We start from the raw sequence: 23062 nt of genomic DNA on the forward strand, positions 1-23062 counted from the left end.
CTGTGTGGCTACGGCGCCATCGCGCTGGACAATGCCAACGCCTATCGCCAGCTGGAGGCCGCCACCGCCGCCAAGGGCCAGCTCCTGGCCAATATGAGCCACGAGATCCGCACGCCGATGAACGCGGTGCTGGGCATGCTCAAGCTCTTGCAGAACACCGATCTGGATGAGCGTCAGTTGGACTACACGGTCAAGGCGTCCGGCGCGGCCAAATCGTTGCTGGGCTTGATCAACGACATTCTCGATTTTTCCAAAATGGATGCCGGCAAGATGACGCTGGACCCGCAGCCCGTCGCGCTGGATCAGTTGATGCGCGACCTGTCGGTGATCGTCTCCACCAATGTCGGCAAAAAGCCGGTCGAGGTCTTGTTCGACATTGATCCGCAAGTGCCGCGGGTGTTGATCGTCGATGCCTTGCGGCTGCAGCAGGTGTTGATCAATCTGAGCGGCAACGCCATCAAATTCACCGCCGAAGGCGAGGTCTTGATTCGCATCGAGCTGTTGCAACGGCAGGAACACCAGGCGCGGCTGCGCTTCTCGGTACGCGACAGTGGCATCGGCATCGCACCAGAGAACCAGAAGAAAATCTTCGAGGGTTTTTCGCAGGCCGAGGTGTCGACCACACGTCGCTTTGGCGGCACCGGCCTGGGCCTGAATATTTCCAAACGGCTGGTCGATCTGATGGGTGGCGCTTTGGGGCTTGAAAGCGAGCTGGGCCGCGGCAGCACTTTTTTCTTCACCCTCGATCTGCCGATCGGAACGGCACTGGCCGAGGCGCCGGAACAAGCCGCCGGCGCCGTTGAACACGAGCATCTGCAGGTCTTGGTCGTCGATGACAACGCGCTGGCTCGAGAGCTGTTGCAACACATGGTGGAGTCGCTGGGCTGGGAGGCGCAGGTGGCGGGCAGCGGTGCCGAGGCCTTGGCTCTGTTGCAGGCGCGCCGGGATGAGGGCGGCGGTGCTTTCGACGCGGTCTTGATGGACTGGGAAATGCCCGGCATGGACGGTTGGGTGACGATTGCGCGCATGCGCGAAGCGCTGGGTCCGCAGGCTCCGGTGACGGTGATGGTGACGGCCCATGGCCGCGAACGTTTGGCCGAACGCAGCGATCAAGAACAGGCCAGTCTGAACGGCATTTTGGTCAAGCCGGTGACCGCGGCCATGCTGCATGACATGGTGCTGAGCGTGCGCGCCGGGCATTCCAATGTGCGGCACCGGGCGCGTGCCCGCGGTACCAAACGGCAGGCCTTGAAGGGGATTCGGCTGTTGGTGGTGGAAGACAATGAATTGAATCAACAAGTCGCCAAGGAGCTGCTGCAGCAGGCCGGGGCCGAGCTGCAATTGGTCGGGGATGGTCGGCAGGCCGTTGAGCTCTTGCGCGAGCGACCCGGCGCCTTTGATCTGGTGTTGATGGACGTGCAGATGCCGGTGATGGATGGCTTCACCGCGGCGCGCCTGATTCGCTCCGAGGCGGGCGAGGGCCTGGGGCTGAAAGAGCTGCCGATTGTGGCGATGACGGCCAATGCGATGGCCTCCGACCGGGATGACTGTTTGGCGGCCGGCATGAACGATCATGTCGGCAAGCCCTTTGAGATTGATCAGCTGGTGCGGGTGGTGCTGCGCATGACGGAGCGACCGGAGTCGGGTGCGGCCGCGCCGCGAGAGTTCGCCACGCTGGCGCTGCCGGCCGAGCTGCAGGCCCGGGCGCAGGCCTGCGGCATCGACGCTCAGACCGCCATCGACCGTTTCATGGGCAAGGCCGAGCTGTATCAGCGCATGGTCAAGTCCTTCTGCAGCAATGCAGAAAACCTGCCGGCCCAGCTCGACACCTTTTTGGCGCTGGGGCAATTGCCCGAAGCCCAGATGGCGCTGCACAGCTTCAAGGGCTTGGCGGCCACCCTGGGTGCGAACGAGCTGGCTCAGTTGGGCGGGCAGGGCGAGGCGATGCTCAAGGCCGCAGATGCGCCCGATGCAGCTTGGCGAGCCGGCTTGGCGCAGGCCATCGCCGACAACAGCGCCAGCATGCGGGCCTTGGCTGCCGACATCGTGGCCCTGGCCACGCCGCCGGCCCCCTGACTCACTCCGCCGAGAGGCGGCGCTCCTTGATCAAGGCGTGCCAGGCCTGCGTCTCTTGTTGGACGAAACGGCTCAGGCTTGGGCCATCGCTGGGGGTGACTTCCAGGCCGAAATCCTCCAATCGATTCTTCACCTCTGGCATGGACAGGGCTTTGAGCATCTCGCTGCTCAAGCGTGAGGTGATGGCTTCCGGCGTGCCCTTGGGGACGAACAAACCTTGCCAGGCCGAGACATCCAGCCCCTTGATTCCCAGCTCTTCAAAGGTCGGCACATCGGGCAGTTGCGCGATTCGTTTGCTGCTCAAGACCGCCAGTGGGCGCAGTTTCCCTGTGCGCATCTGGGTCAGGCCGGCGGCACTGTCGATGATGGCCATGGGCACCACGCCGCCCATCAGGTCTTGGATCGCAAAAGCGGTGCCTCGGTAGGGAACGTGGACGATGAAGGTCTGGGTGCGTTCCTTGATCAGCTCCATCGCCAGATGATGCGGGCTGCCGATCCCGGGTGAGGCATAGCTGAACTTGCCTGGATTGGCCTTCACCTCAGCCAGCCACTGACGGGCGCTGTTGAAACCCGAGTTGGTATTGACGGTCAGGATCAAAGGGAAGCGGGCCATCAGGCCGATCGGCGCAAACTCGTTCACGGCATAGGGCAGCTTCTTGTACATCGCGTGGTTGAACACCATGGCGCCGTTGTCGCCGCTGAGCAGGGTGTAGCCATCGGGCGCAGACTTGGCCACCAAACTCGTACCAATGCTGCCGGCCGCGCCCGGGCGGTTGTCGATGATGACGGTCTGTCCGAGCTGTTTGCTCAGTTGTGGGGCGATTTGGCGAGCCAGAAAATCGGAGCCGCCGCCCGCGGGATAGGCCACCACCCATTTGATCGGCTGGCTGGGCCAGGTGTCGGCGTGGCTCAGCCCCGACCAAGCGCACAAGGCGGCTGCGCCAAGGCAGAGGAGTTGGCGACGCGGTGAGGGAGTCGGGCCTGGGTGATTCCTGCTTGTCATGGCTTACTTTCTTTAGATCGTCAGTGGCTGCGTGTGGGAGCTTGCTACATTGCGCCCATCTTAGTCACGCGAGTCCGCCTTCATGAGCAGCATCAACCCCACCCATGCCACTGACGCGACGGCCTGCCCTTTGTGCACAGACACGGGGGGGCATGAGGTGTACAGCACGCCTCTCTGGCGCGTCGTGCGTGTGGAGGACAGCGCCTTTCCGGCTTTCTATCGCTTGATTTGGCAATCGCATGTGGCGGAGTTCAGCGACCTGTCTGCCGCAGATCGGCAGGCCTGCATGGAAGCCGTGACCGGCATCGAAAGGGCTTTGCGAACGGCGCTGCAAGCCACCAAGATCAATCTGGCCACCTTGGGCAATGTGGTGCCGCATCTGCATTGGCATGTGGTGGCGCGCTTTGACTGGGACAGCCACTTCCCCAATCCGATTTGGGGCACACCCTTGCGCAGCCTCGCTGTCCCTGCCGTTCAACTGTTGGCGCTTGATTTGGCGGAACTGGATGAGCGAGTCCGCCAAGCGCTTGCTGAACTGAGTGCTTGAGTGCGTTTGATGCGCGCCATAGAAACACTGCCGGCTTACACTGAGCTCAGGGTCGAATCTGTTGGAGCCGAGCGGATGTTGAGGCGGCGAGAGTTGAGTCAGATGCTGCTGAGCTGCTTGCTGCCCGCGGGTGTACCGGTTGCAGCGGTGGCAAATGCGAATGCCAGGCCGGTGCTCGGCACCGAAGCCATGCCTGTGGTGAAGGGCTTCACCGAAAGTTTGCCGCCCTTGAACTATGCCAGCGACACGGGTGCAGCGGGTTTCAGCGTGGAGCTGCTGCGCATGATGGCCAATGAGGCCAAAGTCAAACTGGACATCGAGGTCCAGCCCTGGACGCGTGCGATGCGCTCGGCCGCCGAGACGCGGGACTCGGTGCTCTTCTCCTTGGCGCGCCTGCCTGAGCGCGAGCCCTTGTATCAATGGTTGGGACCGATCAGCGAACGCCGCATCGTCATCTATCGGCTGAGCAAGCGAAAAGACCTTGTTTTCGAGGGCCTGATGCCGCTGCGCGGAGGTCGCCTGGGCGTGGTTCGTGATTCTGCGTCGGGCAAGCAGTTGTTGGCGCAAGGCTTGAAGTCTGAGGAGGAGATCGAGTGGGCGCAGGACGACGCCAGCAATGTACGCAAGTTGCTCGCCAGCCGCATGGAGTTTTTGGTCATCCTGGACTGGGCCGCGGCCTGGCAAATGCGTCAGCTCAAGCTGCCTTTTTCGGCGCTGACCCAAGTGCATGAACTGGATACACGATTGAGCTATTGGTATGGCCTGCACCCAAGCCTTGATCCAGCCCTCAGGCAGCGTTTGCAAGCAGCGTTGGACGGGCTCCGGCGTGACGGGCGATACGCCAAGCTGCGGCGGCACTACTTTGACGGTTGACGAGGGAGCTTTCAGGTGAGCACCTCTAGCCGAGTTTTTGTCCTGCGCCGTCGCGCTGGCGAACCTTGTCCATCAAGAGGTGTGAGCGATGCCTGATTCGACCCCAAAGCTCCCGTCCCGAGAGTTTCTAGCCCATATCGAGCAACAGATCTCGCAGGCCGAGACCTTATTCAAAGAGGGCAGTCTGGAGGCGGGGCTGGAGCGCGTTCAGTCTGCCGTGAAGGACTTGGATCGCGTGGGCGTGTTCGGCGATGTCGGTCTTCAGGTGTTGGAGTTCCGGGCGCGCATGCTTGGCATCTCTGGTTTGGCCAAGTTGGATCGCTTCGATGAGATGCTGCGCGAGGGCGCGAAAATGATGGACCTGCTGGCCCTCGATCATCCCTCCAGCCAGCGCGCGGAGTTGATGACGCATCTGGCTTTTGCCTACACCCAGTGCGGCATGTCGGAACAGGCCTTGCGGGCGGCGCACGTGGCTTTGCAAGACGGCCTGCAACTGAAGGATCGTTTGCTGACGGCGCAGGCCTTGGAGCGCTTGGCGATGACCTACTTCGCTATCGGGGATGGGGCGTCCGCCGAGCGATTTATGTTTGAGGCGCTCGGCTATATGGATCAGCACAGCCCGATGTATGAGCGGGTTCGGCGTTATTCCAATGCCTTGCATCTGTGCTGCAGCTTGCACGATATGTATCTGCAATCCGGCCTAGAACATTTGGCGTCGGCGATTTTGCGCAAGGTGGATGGCTTTGTGACGGAGGCCGAGGCCTTGAGGCCTGAACTGGCGGGCGACTATATGGGCTACATGATGCGAGCCAATCTGGCGCGCTGGCACCGCCGTTGTGGGCGCTCGCAACTGGCCCGCGGTGCGTTTCTGGAGGTGCTGGCCAAGTCAGAGTCGGCGGGCTGGTATGCCGTGCGGCGTCCCGTCTTGCTGGAGTTGGCCTTGATGGCGGATGCACAAGGGGATGGGCCGGTCGCGCTGGAGTTGCTGACCTGTGTGTTTGAGCCGGGCGATCTGCGCGTCAGGGACGTGGTGGCCATACCCACCTACCGCGCTTTGGAGCGTCTGTATCTGGCTTCAGGACAGCCAGACTTGGCCAAGGTGGCGCAGCAAGGGCTGGCCGCAAGGCAGGACCGGCGGGAGAAGTCCGCTCAAGCGGCGCAAGCGCAATTGCCTCAATTGAGCACGCGCATTGCTGAGGCCTTGGCCGAGGCCGACCGGGCACGTTTGGACCAAGTCATCAGCGGCTTGCGCGAGCAAAGACGGCAACGCAAGCTCAAGCCGCCCCAGGATGAAACATGGTCGGGCTGATTCAGGCGGCCCAGCGATCCTGACCGTTGAGCTGATGCGTTATGAAGGGCGCCGGCTTCAGCGGCGCTGAGCTGCTTGCGCTCAGCTGGCCGAACAGATCCTTGGGGTCGGCCATCGAAGGAATCAGGGCCACGTCTTGCCCCAGGCCCAGTTCCTGCGCGCAGTCGCGCAGCAAGCGCAGCGCCGAGAAGTCTTCCAGCGCAAAGCCGACCGAGTCGAAGAAGGTGATTTCCTGGTCGGTGTCGCGGCCCTTGCTGATGCCTTGGAGCACCTGCCAGAACTCGGTCACCGCAAAGTCGGCCGGCATCTGCTGCAGATCACCTTCGATGCGCGATTGCGGCTCGAACTCGACAAAGACCTTGGACGCTTCCAGCACCCCGCGGTGCATCTCGGTCTTGCCGGGGCAGTCGCCGCCAACCCCGTTGATGTGCATGCCGGGCTCGATCATGTCCGGCGTGATGATGGTGGCGTTGGTCTTGTCGGCGGTGACCGTGGTGATGATGTCGGCGCCGCGCACCGCTTCGGCGGTGCTTTGGCAGGGGATCAGCTTCAGGCCTGGGATGTTGGCCAGATTGCGCTGCAGCTTGGCGGTGGCGGCGGGCTCGATGTCGAAGAGGCGGATCTCTTCAATGCCCAGCAGGTAGTGGAAGGCCAGCGCTTGGAACTCGCTTTGCGCGCCATTGCCAATCAAGGCCATGCTGCGCGAGTTCTTGCGGGCCAGGGCCTTGGCGGCCATCACCGAGGTGGCGGCGGTGCGGATGGCGGTGGTCAGCGTCAGTTCGCTGACCAGCTCGGGTCGGCCGGTGGCGACCTCGGCCAAGAGACCCACGGCCATCACGGTCGGCAGGCCCGATTTGGTGTTCTTTGGGTGACCGTTGACGTATTTGAAGCTGTAGAGCTCGCCGTCGGCGATGGGCATCAGCTCGATCACGCCGTCCTCGGAGTGGCTGGCAACGCGGGCGCATTTGTCGAACTCGGCCCAGCGCAGATAGTCGGCTTCCAGATAGCTCACCATGCGCTTGAAGACTTCGGCGATCCCGAGGGTCTGGGTGATGCGGGCGACGTCTTGGGTGGTCAGCAAGGTGGTCATGAAAGTCTCCGTAGTTGTCCTTGGGGAGATTCTTGCCAAGCCGGCTGTTAGCGAGAAGAGCAAAAAATGATCAGTAATTGATAGAAACTTGCCATTTCGTCAGGATAAATTGCCAATATGGCAGAATTTGAGCAAATTTGGGCGAGGCTCGCCCGAGCCTGGGGCGACTTGGCCCTGGATCAAGGTCAACTCAGAAACGGACGCGCATGGACAGCCTGGATCAACAACTGATGGCGCTGTTGCGCCTGGATGCTCGGTCCAGCGTGGCCACCTTGGCCCACAAGCTGAAGGTCTCGCGCGGGACGGTCAGCAACCGCATCACCAAGCTGGAAGACAGCGGCGTGATCGTTGGCTACACCGTCAAGCTGCGGCCGGATGTGACGCCGAATGAGATCACCGCCTGGACCAGTATTGCGGTGGAGGGCAACAAGACGCGCGAGGTGATCAGCATCTTGCTGGGCGAACCCGGCGTGTCGGGGCTCTTCGACACCAATGGCCGCTGGGATCTGCTGGCCGAGTTGCGCGCCGCCACCTTGGGCGAACTGGCCGAGGTGCTGGAGCGGGTGCGTTTGATCAAGGGCATCGGCGCCACTGAGACCAGCATTCATCTCCAGAGCTACAAAGTCTCCTGAATCTGTGGCCATGGGCGCAGCGCTGCCCTTAAGATCCCTGAATAACGCCGCGCCGGTGCTGCTCGCAGGGAGAGGCCCAGATGGTGAAAACGAAGCGGATCAATCGCCAGGCTTGGCCTTGGTGCAAGCTGCTGCTCGCTGTGGCAGTGAGCGTCAGTACTACGCGATTGCCAGCAGCCGAGTACTTTGACAGTTATGGACTGTCGTCGGCTTCGGCCGCCTTGGACCTGGGCAGTCAGCCGCTGGGTTACCCCTCGGGCGTGATCTCGGCCGTGATGGCACGCGACAGGATCTTGGCGCGTGCCTTGCAGGATCTGAAACGGCCGCTCAAGGTTCATCCGTTCAAGCGTGGCGCCGACATGCTGCCTTTGCTGGCCGATGGCCGACTGGAGGCCGGCTTGCTGGGGGATATGCCCACCTTGCTGGCCGCATCTGAAGGGAAGATTTGGATCGCGGGCCTGGTCAAGAAGACCTCCACGGCCATCGTGGCCCGCACGTCCCTGACACTGCAAGACCTGCTTGGCAAGCGGATTGCCTATGTCGAGGCCTCCAGCGCACACCTGACCTTGTTGCAAGGTTTGGCCGCCGCCGGTTTGGCGCCCAAGCAGTTCACGCTGGTGCCCATGACGGTGGGCGAGATGCCCGCGGCGCTGCAGCGAGGTGAGATCGATGCCTTTGCCGCTTGGGAGCCGGCGCCCACGATCGCTTTGTCGCAAAGCCCCCAGAATCGCATTGTGTTTCGCAGCCACAGCACAGACTATCTGGTGCTCAGGCGAGATCTGCCGCAGCAGTCGCCGCAGGCCGCCCAGCAGTTGCTGGCCGCTTACCTGCGGGGGATTGAATGGCTGCGCCGCTCCCAATTCAACCAGGAGCGTGCGGCGCGTTGGGCTTTGGCCGATACCCAGAGCTTTGCTTCAGCGACCAAGACCGGCGGGGGCAGCGGCATCGCGGTGGCGCAGATTGTCGCCATCACCCGGCGCGAAATTCTCGATGTGCCCTCGGCGCCGATGATTGTGGTGGACCCTGCGGCGCCAACCCTGCAGAGAGAGTTCGAGTTTCTGTCTCAACTGGGCCGCTTGCCTGCCGGTGCAAGCTGGCAGCAGGTGCAGACGGCGCTGACCTATCCCGGCCTGGCTCAGGTTCAAGCGCAGGCACGAGAGTTGGGGCTGCGGCGCTTCGATTATTCGGATACGCCAAGCCGCGAGGACTGAGTGTGAGGATCCGCATGACCCGTTCCTTCGCTGGGCGCATCGTCCTCAACTTTGCGGCCTTGTTTCTGCTGGCGCTTGGGCTGCTTTTTTGGCTCTGGTATTTTGGCCTGCCCAGCGCGGGAATCGTCGGTGAGCAAGAAAGCCGCCTTGCTCAAGGCATTCGGGTTCAGGAAGCGAGAGTGAGGCAATGGCAGGCCTTGATGAACGACAGCATCAGCGAGCTCCGCGGGGATGTGTTGGTCATGGCAGAAAACGGGACCTTGGTGCAGCAAGTCGCCGCGGGCGACCCTCAGTTGCAAGCCTCGGTGCAGCGTTTGTTTGTTCGGTGGCAGCGAGCCTATCCGGATCGATTTCACCGAGTCAGCGTGGTCGATCCTCTGACGGCTCGTGTTTTGGCCAGCAGCGAAACGGCTCAACGCGGGCAGGTCTGGGATCAATCCGATTTATTGCAGAGAGCGCGTCAAGCGGGGGTCAGCGAGTTGGTGCTGCCCATGCCGGGTCGTCCTGAGCATTTGGCGATTGTTCGGCAGATTAGATCTGTTGACGATGACGGTTATGTTAGCGATCAGGGGTTGGGCATTCTGGTCGTGCAGATGCATATGCAGCAGTTTTTGGGCAGCGGCGACGAGGCCCAAGCCGCAGGCTCGGGTGTGAAGCCTCAAGCCTTTTTGTTTGATCAGTCGGGTCAAGGGCTGGCTTACGCGGGGCATGCCAGCCGGTGGCCGGACTTGGGCCCGACTCTGCTTGCGCCGTTTTTGCGCAGCGGCTTTGAAGGCACCATGCTGCAAACCAGCCGCCAAGGTGAAGATCTGGTGTTGACCTTGATGCCTGTGGACCCAGCCGTCTTGCCGGGGTGGACGATCGTGCATGTCAGCGCCAAAAGCGAGCTTTTGGCCGGGCTGCAGGACAAGGCCGAAAGCTTGGCCTGGGTCGCGCTGTTGATCAGTGCGCTGACCTTGCCCTTGATCTGGTGGATGGCCAATCGCTTGACGCGACCCTTGAAGAGTTTGGCCGGCGTCGCCCAGCAACTGGGCGGCGGTGAGCGCGATGCGCGGGCGGACCTTCAGGGCACCCACAGCCGTGAGGTGCAGGGACTGGCGCTGGCCTTCAATGGGATGGCCGACGCGGTTCAGCAAGCCCAGCAGGGCTTGGAGGCACAAGTGCAAGCTCGCACCGCCGAGTTGCAACACTCTGAAGCCCGCCACCGCACCTTGTTTGAGACCAACCCAGATGCGGTGCTGGTCCTGGATCATTTCATGGTGGTGGTCGATTGCAATCCGGCGGCGCGGCTCTTGTTTGGCGCGCCGCGGCGTGAAGATTTGGTGGGGCGCCAGCTTTCCGACCTGTCCCCCTCGGTTCAGCTTGACGATAAAGATTCTTGTACGGCGGCGACGCGTTGCATTGAATTGGCGGTGCAGCGGGGCCAGCATGCCTTCGAGTGGTTGCATCAACGTTTGGACGATGAGGTGACCTTCATCGCCGAGGTTCTACTGAGCCGGGTGGACCTTGAGGGTCAGGTCTTGATTCAGGCGGTGGTGCGGGATATCTCCACGCGCCGGCAGGCCGAGGAACAGATCCGGCAACTGGCGTTTTATGACCCCTTGACGGAGTTGCCGAATCGGCGCTTGCTGATGGATCGCTTGGCCGTGGCGCAGGCGACGGCCTTGCGGCATCGCAGCCTGGGAGCCTTGCTCTTTGTCGACTTGGATAACTTCAAGACCTTGAACGACACCTTGGGCCATGAGCGTGGCGACCAGTTGCTGGTGCAGGTGGCGCGGCGCTTGAGTACTTGTGTGCGCGAGAGTGACAGCGTGGCTCGTCTGGGCGGCGATGAGTTTGTGGTGATGCTGCTGGAACTCAGCGCCGATGTGGGCGAGGCCGCCAAACATGCGGAACAGGTCGGGCGCAAGATTCTGGCGGTGCTGGGTGACAGCTATCAGCTCGACCACGATGAGTTCCACAGCACGCCCAGCATCGGCATGACGCTGTTTGGCTTGGTGCACGAGGGGCTGGACGAGCCCTTGAAGCGCGCCGATCTGGCGATGTATCAGGCCAAGGCGGCAGGCAAGAACACCTTGTGTGCCTTCGACCCCCAGATGCAGGCCCTGGTCAACGCCCGTGCAGCGATGGAGGCAGGGCTGCGTCTGGCGCTGACCCAGCGGCAGTTCTTGTTGCACTACCAAGCTCAGGTGGCGCATGGCGAGCCGGGTCAGCCCGGTCGCATCATCGGTGCCGAGGTCTTGCTGCGCTGGCATCACCCGCAGATGGGCATGGTGTCGCCGGCGGAGTTCATTGCCTTGGCCGAAGACACCGGCCTGATCGTGCCTTTGGGGGCCTGGGTGCTGGAGACGGCTTGCCAGCAACTGGCGCGCTGGGCGGATCAGCCCGAACTGGCGGGGCTGAGTTTGGCGGTCAATGTCAGCGCCAAGCAGTTCCACCAAGAGGGCTTCGTGGACATGGTTCTTTCTCTGCTGTCCCGCAGCGGTGCCCGGCCGCAGGCTTTGAAGTTGGAGTTGACCGAGGGTGTCTTGGTCGTCAATGCCGATTTGGTGACGGCCAAGATGCAGGCCCTGAAGGACGCCGGGGTGGGGTTCTCACTTGACGACTTTGGGACCGGCTACTCTTCTTTGGCCTATCTGAAACGCTTGCCACTGGATCAGCTGAAGATAGACCAAGGCTTTGTGCGGGACATCTTGGTCGACCCCAATGATGCGGCCATCGCCCGCATGGTGGTGGTGCTGGCCGAGAGCTTGGGGCTGACGGTGATCGCGGAGGGCGTAGAGACGCAGGCGCAATGCGACTTCTTGCGCAGTCAAGGCTGCATGGCTTACCAGGGCTATCTCTTCAGCCGACCGGTGCCGCTCGATGCCTTCGAGGCTTTGGTGCTTGAACACGCCCCCAATGCGCTCAAGGTGCGGGCTTGACCGTGATGTGATGTTTTGAAGCGCCGGCCAACAAGGGGGTGGCTTTCGCGCCAACCCAGTCCGCATGTCCGGCACCGTAGTAGGGCGAGAGCGGGTGGCCGCTTTGCCCGCCCGGCATTGAGAGCATGCCTTCCGACTCTTGCCCAGGTGACAGCACCATGCGTTGCGATTGCCCAAAGTCCTGGTGGGCGACATGAGGCAGGTTCGAGTCGCCACTCTGCGGCACCGAGGGCATGTCCAGCCACCAGCCCAGGGCGGGAATGGCCTTGGACAGGACATGCTGGATGCGGCTGCTGTTGTATTGACCCCAGGTGGCTTGGGCCAGCGCTTGCTTGCCGCCGCCGTTCATCTCCTTGACCGCGGCGTCGACTTGGGCGAGCAGCAAATCGTCCCAACTCTTGAAGCCGGCGGGCAGCAAATGGGCAGGACGCTGCGTCAAGGCCTGCACCGCGCTGGTTTCAAAGTGCGCCCGCCATGCCGACTTTTTGGGATTCTGGCTTTGGGTCGCCTCTGCATTCACAAAGGGCCTGCTCCAGGCCGCCCAGAGTGTGTTGAGGGTGTGTAGCCTGATCGAGCGCAGCAGGCGATAGCCCACCTGATCGGCATCGGCGCGACCATTCCAGGCCTGCAGCAATTGCGCCACTTCAGCATGGGCGGGGCTGGCTTGTGTGAGCGGCTGGATGCGCTGAGCCCAGCTTTGAATCAAGCGTGCTTCATCGTCAAACAGAATGGCCGTGATGCTGGCTTGGTCGTGGCGCGATTTTTCGCTCAGACGCTCGCGAATCTGCTGGGCCCGCGCGCCGAAGCCAAAGCCACCGTCGCCGATCAGGGCGCCGAGTTCACCGCCCAATTGTCGGTTGTTGGCGGTCCAAAGCTGGCCGCTGGCGGGATTGAGAATCTGCGGGTAGTCGGCAGGCGCCAACCACGGGCTTGCAGGCCAGTCTGGGGCTTGGAAACGCGTATAACTGCTGGCTGTGTCACGTTGCGCCCAGATGCGACCGGCCAAGCTCCAGGCAATTTGACCCTGCGCGTCGGCCACCACGAAGTTCTGCTGCGGCATGCCGGACCTGGCTGCGATCAGCAAGGCCTCTTTGACGTTCTGGGCTTCAAGCATGCGGGCCAGTTCTAAGTTGTAGGCCTCGCCCTGATGAGCGACCCAGCGCAGCGCATACTGCGCGCCTTGATGTTCGCGCAGCAGCGGGGCGCCATCAAACTCCAGCACTTCCAGGGTCTGCGCGGCTGCGCCTTTGATGGCCAGGGTTTCTTGATGTTTTTGCAGCCGCTCCAGCGGAAAGTCTCTGGGTAGCTTGATCCAGTCAAACCACTGCCCGTAGGCATTGGTGAAGCCCCAGGCCACCTTGCCATTGCTGCCCACCACCAGGCCAGGCATGCCCGGCAGCGTCAAGCCCGCCGCGCGCAAGACCTGACCCTTCTGATTTGAACCCTTGGGGGTACTGATCTCGAATTGCGCGCGATACCAGATGCTGGGGACGCCCAAGCCCAGATGCATATCGTTGGCCAGAATCGCCCGGCCGTTGCTGGTCCGCTTGCCGGACACGGCCCAGTTATTGCTGCCGACCAAAACGGCTTCTTCCGGCGCGGCCAGGCCGCTGTTGTGCCGACTCAGGGCTTGCTTGGCACCGGGCATGGCGCGCAGATCAAGCTGCTCGGGCGTGGGCATCGTGGGGGGTGCCAGCAGGCTGCCGTCGAGGGCGGCGTCCCAAGAACTGCCGCGCGGGTTGAGCCAGTCAAACAGAGCGTCACCGGCTCGCTCGCGCAAGTGGCTGAGCGCGTAGGCATCCTCAAAGCCTTGGCCCTGCAACATCCAGAACATCTCGCTCACGACCAGCAAGGAATCGACCGGGTTCCAGTTCTGCGGTTCGGCGCGCAGCAGCAGGTATTGCCAGGGCCGGACGCGCAAGCCTGCCAATCCGGCATTGACGCCGTCGGCGTAGGCTTGCAACAGGGCTTGCTCGTTCGCCGGCATCTGCTGCCAGCGCTGACTCAGGCGAGCCCGCATGCGATGGGCGCGGCGCTCTTTGTCGCGCGGCAGGGCTTGGGCACCGAACAAGGCCGACAACTCGCCGGCGGCGGAGCGGCGTGTCAGGTCCATCTCGAAAAAGCGTTCCTGCGCATGCAAAAAGCCCAGACCTCGCGCCAGGTCGACCCGGTTCTGCCCTTGCAGCACGGCGGTGCCTAGGGCATCGCGTTGCAGGCTGATGGGCGCATTCAAACCCTTCAGCGTGATCGTGCCGTCCAATTGCGGCAGGCTGGCTCGCATCAACAGCCAAACGCTCAGGACGGTCAGCAGCACCAGGGTCAACAGGGCGGTGATCAGCCGGAACATCCAGCGGCGAAGGGACGAGACGTTCTGTTTCATGGCGCGGATTGTGGCCGCGCCTCGGGCACCTCGGGATGGGGGTTTCCCGTCGTGGCTGGCGGTCATTCGCCGGGCGGCCGGCACTTCCATGCGCTCGCCCTAGAATCCGTCCATGCCTTGTGATCGTTTCCCCGCGGCCGGCTTGTTTTGGGCCCGCCGCAGCGCCGTGCTGCTGGCGCTGAGTTTTCTTACGGCCTGCAGCAGCCTCCCCTCCTTGGTGAGTTCAACCCCGTCCGGGTCGACGCCAGCGGCGTCCGTGCCTGTGGCGGAGCCGGCTTTGCCGCTGGTGAAGCCGGCGCCTCCGCGCGTGCCGCCTCGGATTGGTTTGGCACTGGGCGGTGGCGCGGCGCGGGGCTTTGCGCACATTGGCGTGATTCAGGTCCTGGAAGAGGCGGGCATCAAGGTGGACCTGGTCGCGGGCACCTCGGCGGGCAGCTTGGTGGCGGCCTTGTATGCCTCCGGCATGAATGGGCGCGAACTGGCCAATCTGGCCGAGAGCATGGATGAGGGGGCCATTACCGATTGGGCCTTCCCCACCCGGGGGCTGATCCGTGGCGAGGCGTTGGCGCGCTATGTGCGGGAGAAAACCGGCGGGCGCCAGATTGAGCAGATGAAGCTGCCGCTGGGCATTGTGGCCACCGACTTGTCAGACGGCTCGGGCGTCTTGTTCCAGCGCGGCGACGCTGGCGCGGCGGTGCGAGCTTCCAGTTCGGTGCCGGCGGTGTTTCAGCCGGTCAAGATCGGTACTCGCGAATATGTCGATGGGGGCTTGGTGGCGCCGGTGCCGGTGCGCTATGCCAAGCAGATGGGCGCGGAGCTGATCATTGCGGTCGACATCAGCTCGCCACCGGATGAAAAGCCCGGCGGCGATGCGATTCGTATGCTTTTGCAGACCTTCTCCATCATGGGTCGCAGCATCAACAACTTCGAGTTGCGGGATGCCGATGTGGTCTTGCGGCCCAAGCTGGACGGCATCGGCAGTGCCGACTTCACCGCCCGCAAGCGTTCGATTCAAGCGGGTCGCGATGTGGCGCAACAAATGCTGTCGCAGATTCGCGCCCGCATCGAAAGCAAGACCCGTTGACGCCGCTCGGCCGGCTGGCATGATGCACCCGATGAGCCAGCCGCTGCCCAGCACACCGATCTTCCCGCTGCAGTCGGTGCTGTTTCCCGATGGCTATTTGCAGTTGCGGATCTTCGAGCCGCGCTATCTGGAGATGGTGCAGCGCTGCCACAAGGCGGGCCAGCCTTTTGGCGTGGTCAGCTTGCTCGAAGGTGGCGAGGTGCGGCGCCGCGATCCTCAAGCCGATGGCGCCTTTGTTCAAGAGCGTTTCAATGCGGTGGGCACCTTGGCCCATATCCAGGCCTTGGAGTCGGTGCAAGCCGGTTTGCTGCAATTGCGCTGTCGTGGCGGCCAGCGCTTTCGCTTGAAAAGCAGCCAATGTCTGCCGCACGGGCTTTGGATGGGGGAGGGGGAGTTGCTGGCCGAGGACGCAGCCGTCCCGGTGCCCACCGACCTGCAGCCCACGGCCGAGCTGCTGCGCACCTTGCTGCACAACTTGGAACAAGGTGCAGCGGCCGTGGATCTGCCATTGCAGCCGCCGTATCACTGGTCGGACTGCGCTTGGCTATCAAATCGCTGGAGCGAGTTGCTGCCCTTGCCGCCACAGGCGCGTCAGCGCCTGATGCAATTGGACAACCCGCTGCTGCGCTTGGAACTGGTGGCCGACCAACTCGATCAGCTGCAAATTCGGCCGGTGTGAGCGGAGTCTGGAAATAGAAAAAGGGCCCGAAGCAGTGTTGCCTTGGGCCCTTCTTCATTCAAAGCTCGCTGCTTGAGTCGCAGGGCCGACGCGAACGCCGGCCAGACTCAATCAGGCAAACTCAAGCAGCGCGCTTGGTGCGGCTGGCGGTTTGCGAAGCCTTGACCGCGGTGTTGGTCGCGGCTTGCAGGTTGCTGGTGGCCACGTCCACGGCTTGCTTGCTGGCTTTTTGCACCGACTCAAAGGCGGTGTTGGCGCTGGCGATGGCGGCCTTGACGATGGCGACCGCGTTCTCGGAGCCGGCAGGCGCGTTCTTGGCGGCGGCCTCGACCACGGCGGCGAAGTTGCTTTGCAGTTCAGCGATCTGAGCTTCCGCAGCCTTGGAGACTTCGGCGCCGGTGCTGCTGGCGATGTCTTGCAGATGGCGGCTGTAGGAAGCGGCCTTCTCGGCGCTGGGTTGCAGCAGGGTCGATTGCAGGCTCAGCAGTTCCTGCGCGTCCTTGACGGACATCAGGGCCTGGGTCGACTCCACGGCTTCGCCGAGGGCGGTCTTGGCCACTTGCATATTCAGTTCCACCAACTTTTCAACGCCTTCAAAGGCCTTGTGGGTCAGGCCGAAAAGGGTTTCGACATTGGCTTTGTGGGCGGCGAAGAATTGTTCTGCGGTCAGCATGGAGAGCTCCTTGGTGGGGCTTCTGCCCCGGGTGGATGACGATGAAATCGAATCTTGCGGTGAATTGCTGCACTGCAACAAAATTGAGTATACGGGAGTGATTGGGCAACGCAAGTGAATTTTGTTGCGGCGCAGCAAAAGTGCGCTTTGGGCCTGTGAAGCCTTGCACGAGTGGCGCTGCAGCGGGCCGACTCGGAATGAAAAAAGCCCGCTGCTGAGCCGCGGGCTTTGGGGTCGTTCTTGAACCCGTTTCAGGGCTGAAGGCCGGTTTGCCGAGGCATCCGGCCGAGTCATTCGGCCGGTTCAGCCCCTGGGTCTTTTCAGTCGACTCTTTGAATCAGGCGGCGGTGCGCTTGGCGTTGCGAGCGGCGGTCTGCGTGGCCTTGACAGCGGAACTGGTGGCGGCTTCGAAGTTGGCTTCGGCCACTTCAACCGCTTGCTTGCTAGCCTTTTGCACCGACTCGATGGCATTGTTGGCGGCAGCCACGGCCGTCTTCACAAAAGCGACCGCGTTCTCGGTGCCGGCTGGGGCGTTCTTGGCGGCGTTCTCGACCACGGCGGAGAACTTGGCTTGCAGGTCGGCGAATTGCGCTTCAGCAACCTTGGCCACTTCGGCGTTGGTGGCGGTGGCGATGTCGTACAGGTGGCGGCTGTAGGAGGCGGCCTTCTCGGCGGTGGGCTGCAGCAGGGCCGATTGCAGGCTCAACAACTCTTGGGCGTCCTTCACCGACAGGGCGGCTTGGGTCGATTCCGAAGCTTCGCTCAGGGCCGCACGGGCCACTTGCAGATTCAGTTCGACGAGCTTTTCGACACCTTCGAAGGCCTTGTTGGTCAGACCAAACAGGGTTTCGACATTGGCTTTGTGGGCGGCGAGGATTTGTTCAGCGGTCAGCATGGCGTAGCACTCCTGGTTTCGGGGGCAACCCCGTTTGATTTCTGTTGAAACTCAATCAGCGGCAAAGAATGTTGCACTGCAACAATTGTGAGTATAGAGACCTGAAACTGCTTTGCAAGGAAAATTTGCTGCGGCGCAGCAAACTAGGGGGTCAGACGGGTGTGGCGCAAGAGCAGGGGTCTTGCTCAAGCGCGCACCGGTTCAGGCTGAACGAAGCCGATGACGCCCTCATGACAGCCGCCATTGGCCAAAACGGGTACGCTGCGCGCCATGTTGGCCTTTCACTCCGATGCTTACAGTTTGGCGCTGCCACCGGGTCATGCGTTTCCGCAGTCCAAGTACCGTTTGTTGCGTGAGTATTTCGAGCGCGACCCGGGCTTCTTGCGCATGCAGCCGGCCGAGCCGGCCAGCGAGGCCGAGCTGATACTGGCTCATACGCAAGACCATGTCGACGCGGTGCTGCTCGGGCGGCTCAGCGCCGCCGCGCAGCGCGAGATTGGTTTTCCGTGGTCGCCGCAGATGGCCGAGCGTTCACGCCGATCGGTGGGGGCCAGCATCATGGCGGCCCGCGCCGCGTTGGCGGAAGGCGTGGCTGCCAATATGGCGGGCGGCACCCACCATGCTTATGCCGACCGCGGCTCGGGCTACTGCGTCTTCAATGATGTAGCGGTGGCCGCTCGCTTGATGCAGACCGAATGGCACCGCAGTCATCATCAGTTGCTGCGCGTTCTGGTGATCGATTTGGATGTGCACCAGGGCAATGGCACGGCGGCCATTTTTCGTGACGATGCCAGCGTGTTCACTTTTTCCATGCATGGCGCCAAAAACTTCCCCGCCCGCAAGGAAGCCAGCGATCTGGATGTGGATCTGCCCGATGGCTGTGGCGATGCGCAGTACCTGGTTGCATTGGATGAGGCCTTGGCGAAAATCTGGGCCGGTTATGGCGAGCGCCTGCCTGGCCTGGCTTTCTACTTGGCCGGCGCCGATCCCCATGAAGGCGACCGGCTGGGCCGATTGAAGCTCAGTACCGCTGGCATGTTGAAACGAGACAGCCTCGTTTTGACCGCCTTGCGCGAGCGGCGCATTCCGGTGGCCTTGAGCATGGCCGGCGGCTATGGACGCGATCTGTCCACCACGCTGGCTTGCCAGGTCAACACCTTGAACGAAGCCGCGCACAGCTGGTGGCAGTGGCAAAACGCGCACACTGCTGCGATGAAAGAATGTGATGCATGAGGGGGCTCTGTTCGCCCTCGATGCCAAGTTTTCCTCTGCTCTTTTGATTCCCTGAAGGACTGATGCCGTGAATCTGTTTGAGTCTCCAAGCGCCGAAGCCAGCGCCGCGGTCGATGCCGCCATAGCGACGCGCCGTTCGATGCGGGCTTTTTTGCCCACCCCGGTGCCGCGTGAATTGATCGAGCAGCTTTTGCAAGTGGCCGCTCGTGCGCCTTCCGGCACCAACACCCAACCCTGGAAGGTGCATGTTTTGAGCGGTGCGGCCAAGACCCGGCTCAGCGAGCGCATCCTGGCCGTCTATGAGGACCCGGCAGCGCTGGCCACGCACACCGAGGAGTACGCCTACTACCCGCAGCAGTGGACCTCGCCCTATATCGACCGCCGCCGCAAGGTCGGCTGGGATCTTTATGGTTTGCTGGGCTTGGCCAAGACCGACCGCGCCGGCATGCACGCTCAACATGGCCGTAACTACCGTTTTTTCGACGCGCCAGTGGGGCTGATGTTCACCATCGACCGCGTCATGCAGCAAGGCAGCTGGCTGGACTACGGCATGTTTTTGCAAAGCCTGATGATTGCGGCCCGCGGCCATGGCTTGCACACCTGCCCGCAGGCCGCCTTCACGCAGTTCCATCGCTTGATTGCCGAGGAACTGCAGCTGGCGCCCACGCAGATGCTGGTTTGCGGCATGGCCCTGGGTTATGCCGATCCGAGCGCGGTGGAGAACAGCCTGCAGACCGAGCGCGCGCCGGTGCAGGAATTCACCCGCTTCTTGGAGGACTGAGGCATGAGCGCACGTCCTTCCGTGCTGGTCGCCCGGCGTATTTTTCCGGACATCGTGCAGCGCTTGCGCGAGCATTTCGAGGTCGAAGAGCCGCTGGATGATGAGCCGCTGCCGCAGCCCGAGTTGATCCGCCGCCTGCAAGGCAAGGTCGGCCTCTTTGCCACCGGCACCGAGCTGATCGATGCCACCTTGCTGCAGGCTTGCCCCGATCTTCGAGCGGTCTGCCTGATGACCGTGGGCTACAACAATGTCGATCTGGCCGCCTGCGCGGCGCGCGGCGTGGTGGTGACGAACGCGCCCGATGTCTTGACCGAAACCACCGCCGACTTTGGCTTTGCCTTGCTGCTGGCCGCAGCCCGACGGGTGACCGAAGCCGAGCATTACCTGCGTGCCGGTCGCTGGAAGCAATGGAATATCGACCTCTTGGCCGGGGCCGATGTTCATGGCAGCACCCTGGGCGTGCTGGGCATGGGGCGCATCGGCCAGGCCATTGCGCGCCGCGCGGCCCTGGGCTTTGGTATGCGAGTGATCTATCACAATCGCAGCCGCTTGGCCCCCGAACTGGAAGCACCGCTGGGCGCGCAGTGGGTGGACAAGACCGAGTTGCTGCGCCGGGCCGACCATCTGATCATCGTCGTGCCCTACACCCCGGCCGCGCATCACTTGATTGGAGCGCCGGAGTTGGCGCTGATGAAGCCCAGCGCCACCTTGGTCAATATCGCCCGCGGCGGTGTGGTCGATGACGCGGCCCTGGCTGAAGCCCTGGCAGCCGGACGCTTGGCCGCGGCGGGCCTGGATGTCTTCGAGGGCGAGCCGCAGCTAAACCCGGCCCTCTTGGCGCTCAGCAATGTGGTGCTGACCCCGCACATCGCCAGCGCTTCGATTGCGACCCGCCGGGCCATGTGCAATCTGGCCGTCGACAACCTGATCGCCGCCTTGACCGGGGGTCAGGTCTTGACGCCGGTCGGGCCCTAGTCGCGCGGGGCTGGCTGGCGCAGGCAACTTCGCCTGCCGCCCGCTTGTCGCCCTTACGAAGCCCGCTGCCTCCGGGCTGCTGACACAATCGCGTCATGAGTCTTGTTGATGCGGTGATTCTTGCGGCCTTGGCCCTGTTGAGTGTTGGTGTCTTGTTGCTGTGGCGGCAAGCCAAAGCCCAGGAGAGCGGCGACGCCTGGGCGGCGCAGGCTGAGCAGGCGCAGCAATCGAATGAGCGGCTGGAGCGTGAGCTGCGCGATGAGCTGAGCCGCAGCGCGGCTGCGACCCGGCAAGAGTTGCAACAAAGCCTGGCGCGTTTTCAGCAGGCCCTGAGCCAGGGTTTGCAGAGCAACAACCAGTCGCAGACCCTGCAAGCCCTGGCGTCGCGGGAGGCGCAAGATGCAGCGGCACAGCGCCAGACCCAAGCCTTGAATGAAAGCCTGAAGGCCTTGGCGCAAACGGTGGAACAACGCCTGGGGCTGATCCAGCAGGGCAACGAAGCCAAGCTGGAACAGATGCGCGCCACCGTCGATGAAAAGCTGCATGCCACGCTGGAGCAGCGCCTTGGTGAGAGCTTCAAGCAGGTGGCCGAGCGTCTGGAACAAGTGCACCAAGGCCTGGGTGAAATGCAAGGCTTGGCACGCGATGTCGGTTCGCTCAGCCGGGTGTTGACGAATGTGAAGACCCGCGGTGTATTCGGCGAGGTGCAGTTGCAAGGCTTGCTGGAGCAAGTCTTCACCGCCGAGCAGTACGCGACCCATGTGGCCACCATTCCCGGCAGCGCCGAGCGGGTGGAGTTCGCCCTCAAGTTGCCGGGGCAAAGAGCCGACGGCGCGCCGCTGTGGCTGCCCATCGACGCCAAGTTCCCGCGCGAGGACTATGAACGCCTGCTGGACGCGCAAGAGCGCGCCGATGCGCCGGGCGTGGAGGCTGCGGCCAAGGCCATCGAAGCCCGATTGCGTCTGGAGGCGAAGACGATTCGAGAAAAGTATGTGGCGCCGCCGCACACCACCGATTTCGGAATCTTGTTCCTGCCGACCGAAGGCTTGTATGCCGAGGCGCTGCGCCGGCCGGGTTTGTTGGAGGCGCTGCAGCGCGAGCACAAGGTCATGCTGGTCGGCCCCACCACCTTGCTGGCCACGCTGACCAGCTTGCAAATGGGCTTTCGCACCTTGGCGCTGGAGAAACGCTCCGCCGAGGTCTGGGAGGTGCTGGGGGCGGTCAAGACCGAGTTCGGCAAGTTCGGCGAGGTTTTGGCCAAGACCAAGAAGAAATTGGACGAGGCCAGTGCTTCGATCGACGCGGCCGAAACCCGTACCCGCGCCATGTCGCGCAAGCTCAAGGCGGTCGAGGCGCTGCCCGAACCCGCGGCCCAAGAACTGCTGCAACTGCGACCTGAGGCCATGGCTGCGGATGAAGGCGCAGCCGATGAAGCAGGCCCGTCGCTTGGCGAGGGCCGGTTTTGAGTTCCTCGGACCTTGGGCCTCGCCTTGAGGCCTGGCGGCGCGCCTTTCCTTGGTTGGTTGCCACGCTGATCTCGCTGCATGCCTGCATGGCCGTGACCCGTGTGGCGGCCAGCCTGTGGGTCCTGCATCAGGGCTATGGCGAATGGACGGTCGGCGTGCTCTTGAGCCTGTTCGCCGTGGCGCCCATGCTGCTGGCCATGTGGGCCGGCCGTCAGGCCGACAAACACGGCATGCACCGGCCGGTGGGCTTCGCTGTGTTGATGGCCTTATTGGGGGCGCTGGCGGCTTGGATCGGGCTGGACTTGTGGACGATCGGCTTGAGTTGCTTGCTCAGCGGCGGTGCGCTCAGTGTGGCCGCGGTCGCTTTGCAGCGTGAGGCCGGCATGATGGTTGATGAGCCCAGCGATCTGAAACGCGTGTTTGGTTGGATGGCCTTGGGTCCGGCGCTCTCGAATGCCTTGGCGCCGGTGGCGGCGGGACTGTTGATCGATTACGTGAGCTTCAGGGCGGCCTTTGCCTTGGCGGTATTGTTGCCGCTGCTGAGCTGGCTATGTACCGTGCGGATTCCGCGTCATGCGCCGGCGCCGCAAACGGCGGCTCAGCGCGGCCGGCCGGCCTGGGGCTTGTTGAAGAGCCCGGAGCTTCGAGTGTTGTTGCTGCTGAATGTGGTTTTGGCGGCGGCCTGGGACGCGCACAGCTTTGTCGTGCCAGTGGTCGGTCATGCCCAGGGCCTGAGCGCTTCCGCCATTGGGCTGGTGCTGGCCTCGTTTGCGGTGGCGGCCACGGTGGTGCGACTGGCCATCATCCGCTGGGCGATGCAGTTGGACGAAATGAAAGCGCTGCGGGTGGCCATGGCCATGGCCGCTCTGACCTTGATGGTCTATGCCTGGCTGCCCGGCACACCCGGCCTGATGCTCGGCTCGGCCCTGCTGGGCCTGGCCTTGGGCTCGGTGCAGCCCATGGTGCTGGCCCTCTTGCATCAGGTCACGCCGCCAGACCGGCATGGCCAGGCCCTGGGTCTGCGCATGATGGCGACCAATGCGGCCACGGTGGCTATGCCTGCAGGCTTCGGCCTCTTGGCCACCGTCTCGGCCGTGGCCGCACCGATGTGGTTGATGGCCGGCTTGTTGTTGCTGGCCCAGTGGCCCGCGCGTGCCTTGGCGCGCTCGCGTGCTTGAGGGCGGTGCACGCGGTGAACTCGAGGGCAGGCTCTTGCGTATGGCCATGACCT

Annotated in this window: 19 protein-coding genes; 14 read left to right on the plus strand and 5 right to left on the minus strand. The window is 63.1% G+C overall.

Features of this window, described 5'->3' with window-relative positions:
- The coding region (locus ACOVRJ_RS14095; RefSeq protein WP_422044481.1) for a response regulator at positions 1–2076 on the plus strand (2076 nt) is incomplete at its 5' end.
- Position 2077: 1 nt separating this feature from the next.
- Here ACOVRJ_RS14095 and ACOVRJ_RS14100 read toward each other — a convergent pair.
- Entirely contained in the window at positions 2078–3079 is a 1002-nt protein-coding gene (locus ACOVRJ_RS14100; protein WP_422044482.1) for a Bug family tripartite tricarboxylate transporter substrate binding protein, read from the minus strand.
- Positions 3080–3161: 82 nt separating this feature from the next.
- Here ACOVRJ_RS14100 and ACOVRJ_RS14105 point away from each other — a divergent pair, with 82 nt between their 5' ends.
- The 3 genes from ACOVRJ_RS14105 to ACOVRJ_RS14115 all read left to right on the plus strand — a co-directional run bounded on the left by ACOVRJ_RS14105 (position 3162) and on the right by ACOVRJ_RS14115 (position 5808).
- Positions 3162–3626 (plus strand): HIT family protein, encoded by a 465-nt coding sequence (locus tag ACOVRJ_RS14105; RefSeq protein ID WP_422044483.1) that lies wholly within the window; start codon positions 3162–3164, stop codon positions 3624–3626.
- Between the two features lie 75 nt (positions 3627–3701).
- Positions 3702–4499, plus strand: a complete 798-nt coding sequence (locus tag ACOVRJ_RS14110; protein ID WP_422044484.1) for a substrate-binding periplasmic protein — start codon at positions 3702–3704, stop codon at positions 4497–4499.
- Positions 4500–4587: 88 nt separating this feature from the next.
- Positions 4588–5808: a hypothetical protein gene (locus tag ACOVRJ_RS14115; protein WP_422044485.1), complete on the plus strand. Its 1221-nt coding sequence runs from the start codon at positions 4588–4590 to the stop codon at positions 5806–5808.
- A 1-nt stretch (position 5809) separates the two neighbouring features.
- On the opposite strand, the gene ACOVRJ_RS14120 is transcribed toward ACOVRJ_RS14115, so the two are convergent.
- On the minus strand, positions 5810–6898 hold the full coding sequence (locus ACOVRJ_RS14120; RefSeq protein WP_422044486.1) for an ornithine cyclodeaminase: 1089 nt from the start codon (positions 6896–6898) through the stop codon (positions 5810–5812).
- 206 nt (positions 6899–7104) lie between these two features.
- On the opposite strand from ACOVRJ_RS14120, the gene ACOVRJ_RS14125 reads away from it, so the two are divergent.
- From ACOVRJ_RS14125 to ACOVRJ_RS14135, 3 genes are all read left to right on the plus strand, one after another.
- The gene (locus ACOVRJ_RS14125) at positions 7105–7530 is read left to right on the plus strand and encodes an Lrp/AsnC family transcriptional regulator (protein WP_422044487.1); all 426 of its coding nucleotides are present in this window, start codon (positions 7105–7107) and stop codon (positions 7528–7530) included.
- 80 nt (positions 7531–7610) lie between these two features.
- On the plus strand, positions 7611–8741 hold the full coding sequence (locus tag ACOVRJ_RS14130) for an ABC transporter substrate-binding protein (RefSeq protein WP_422044488.1): 1131 nt from the start codon (positions 7611–7613) through the stop codon (positions 8739–8741).
- 14 nt (positions 8742–8755) lie between these two features.
- Positions 8756–11665 carry a putative bifunctional diguanylate cyclase/phosphodiesterase gene (locus ACOVRJ_RS14135; RefSeq protein WP_422044489.1) on the plus strand — a complete coding sequence of 970 codons (2910 nt, stop codon included), beginning with the start codon at positions 8756–8758 and terminating at the stop codon, positions 11663–11665.
- Here the strand turns inward: ACOVRJ_RS14135 and ACOVRJ_RS14140 are convergent.
- Complete coding sequence (locus tag ACOVRJ_RS14140) at positions 11649–14045, minus strand: penicillin acylase family protein (RefSeq protein WP_422044490.1); 2397 nt, start codon at positions 14043–14045, stop codon at positions 11649–11651. The genes ACOVRJ_RS14135 and ACOVRJ_RS14140 overlap by 17 nt on opposite strands.
- Before the next feature lie 112 nt (positions 14046–14157).
- Here ACOVRJ_RS14140 and ACOVRJ_RS14145 point away from each other — a divergent pair, with 112 nt between their 5' ends.
- Both ACOVRJ_RS14145 and ACOVRJ_RS14150 read left to right on the plus strand, forming a co-directional pair.
- Positions 14158–15129 (plus strand): patatin-like phospholipase family protein, encoded by a 972-nt coding sequence (locus tag ACOVRJ_RS14145; protein ID WP_422044491.1) that lies wholly within the window; start codon positions 14158–14160, stop codon positions 15127–15129.
- A 31-nt stretch (positions 15130–15160) separates the two neighbouring features.
- Positions 15161–15808 (plus strand): LON peptidase substrate-binding domain-containing protein, encoded by a 648-nt coding sequence (locus ACOVRJ_RS14150; RefSeq protein WP_422044492.1) that lies wholly within the window; start codon positions 15161–15163, stop codon positions 15806–15808.
- A gap of 121 nt (positions 15809–15929) precedes the next feature.
- On the opposite strand, the gene phaP is transcribed toward ACOVRJ_RS14150, so the two are convergent.
- On the minus strand, positions 15930–16481 hold the full coding sequence (gene phaP, locus ACOVRJ_RS14155; RefSeq protein WP_422044493.1) for a TIGR01841 family phasin: 552 nt from the start codon (positions 16479–16481) through the stop codon (positions 15930–15932).
- 337 nt (positions 16482–16818) lie between these two features.
- Positions 16819–17376 carry a phasin family protein gene (locus tag ACOVRJ_RS14160; RefSeq protein WP_422044494.1) on the minus strand — a complete coding sequence of 186 codons (558 nt, stop codon included), beginning with the start codon at positions 17374–17376 and terminating at the stop codon, positions 16819–16821.
- A 270-nt stretch (positions 17377–17646) separates the two neighbouring features.
- Here ACOVRJ_RS14160 and ACOVRJ_RS14165 point away from each other — a divergent pair, with 270 nt between their 5' ends.
- From ACOVRJ_RS14165 to ACOVRJ_RS14185, 5 genes are all read left to right on the plus strand, one after another.
- Positions 17647–18609 (plus strand): histone deacetylase, encoded by a 963-nt coding sequence (locus ACOVRJ_RS14165; RefSeq protein WP_422044495.1) that lies wholly within the window; start codon positions 17647–17649, stop codon positions 18607–18609.
- A gap of 67 nt (positions 18610–18676) precedes the next feature.
- Positions 18677–19390 (plus strand): nitroreductase, encoded by a 714-nt coding sequence (locus ACOVRJ_RS14170; protein WP_422044496.1) that lies wholly within the window; start codon positions 18677–18679, stop codon positions 19388–19390.
- A gap of 3 nt (positions 19391–19393) precedes the next feature.
- On the plus strand, positions 19394–20365 hold the full coding sequence (locus ACOVRJ_RS14175) for a 2-hydroxyacid dehydrogenase (RefSeq protein ID WP_422044497.1): 972 nt from the start codon (positions 19394–19396) through the stop codon (positions 20363–20365).
- Positions 20366–20460: 95 nt separating this feature from the next.
- Positions 20461–21831, plus strand: coding sequence for a DNA recombination protein RmuC (gene rmuC / locus ACOVRJ_RS14180; RefSeq protein WP_422044498.1), 1371 nt, complete (start codon positions 20461–20463; stop codon positions 21829–21831).
- Positions 21828–23009, plus strand: a complete 1182-nt coding sequence (locus tag ACOVRJ_RS14185; protein WP_422044499.1) for an MFS transporter — start codon at positions 21828–21830, stop codon at positions 23007–23009. The genes rmuC and ACOVRJ_RS14185 overlap by 4 nt, the downstream gene beginning before the upstream one ends.
- Positions 23010–23062: the final 53 nt, after the last annotated feature.

This window comes from Roseateles sp., from assembly GCF_049240545.1.
In the GTDB taxonomy this organism is placed as follows: Bacteria; Pseudomonadota; Gammaproteobacteria; order Burkholderiales; family Burkholderiaceae_C; genus Paucibacter_A.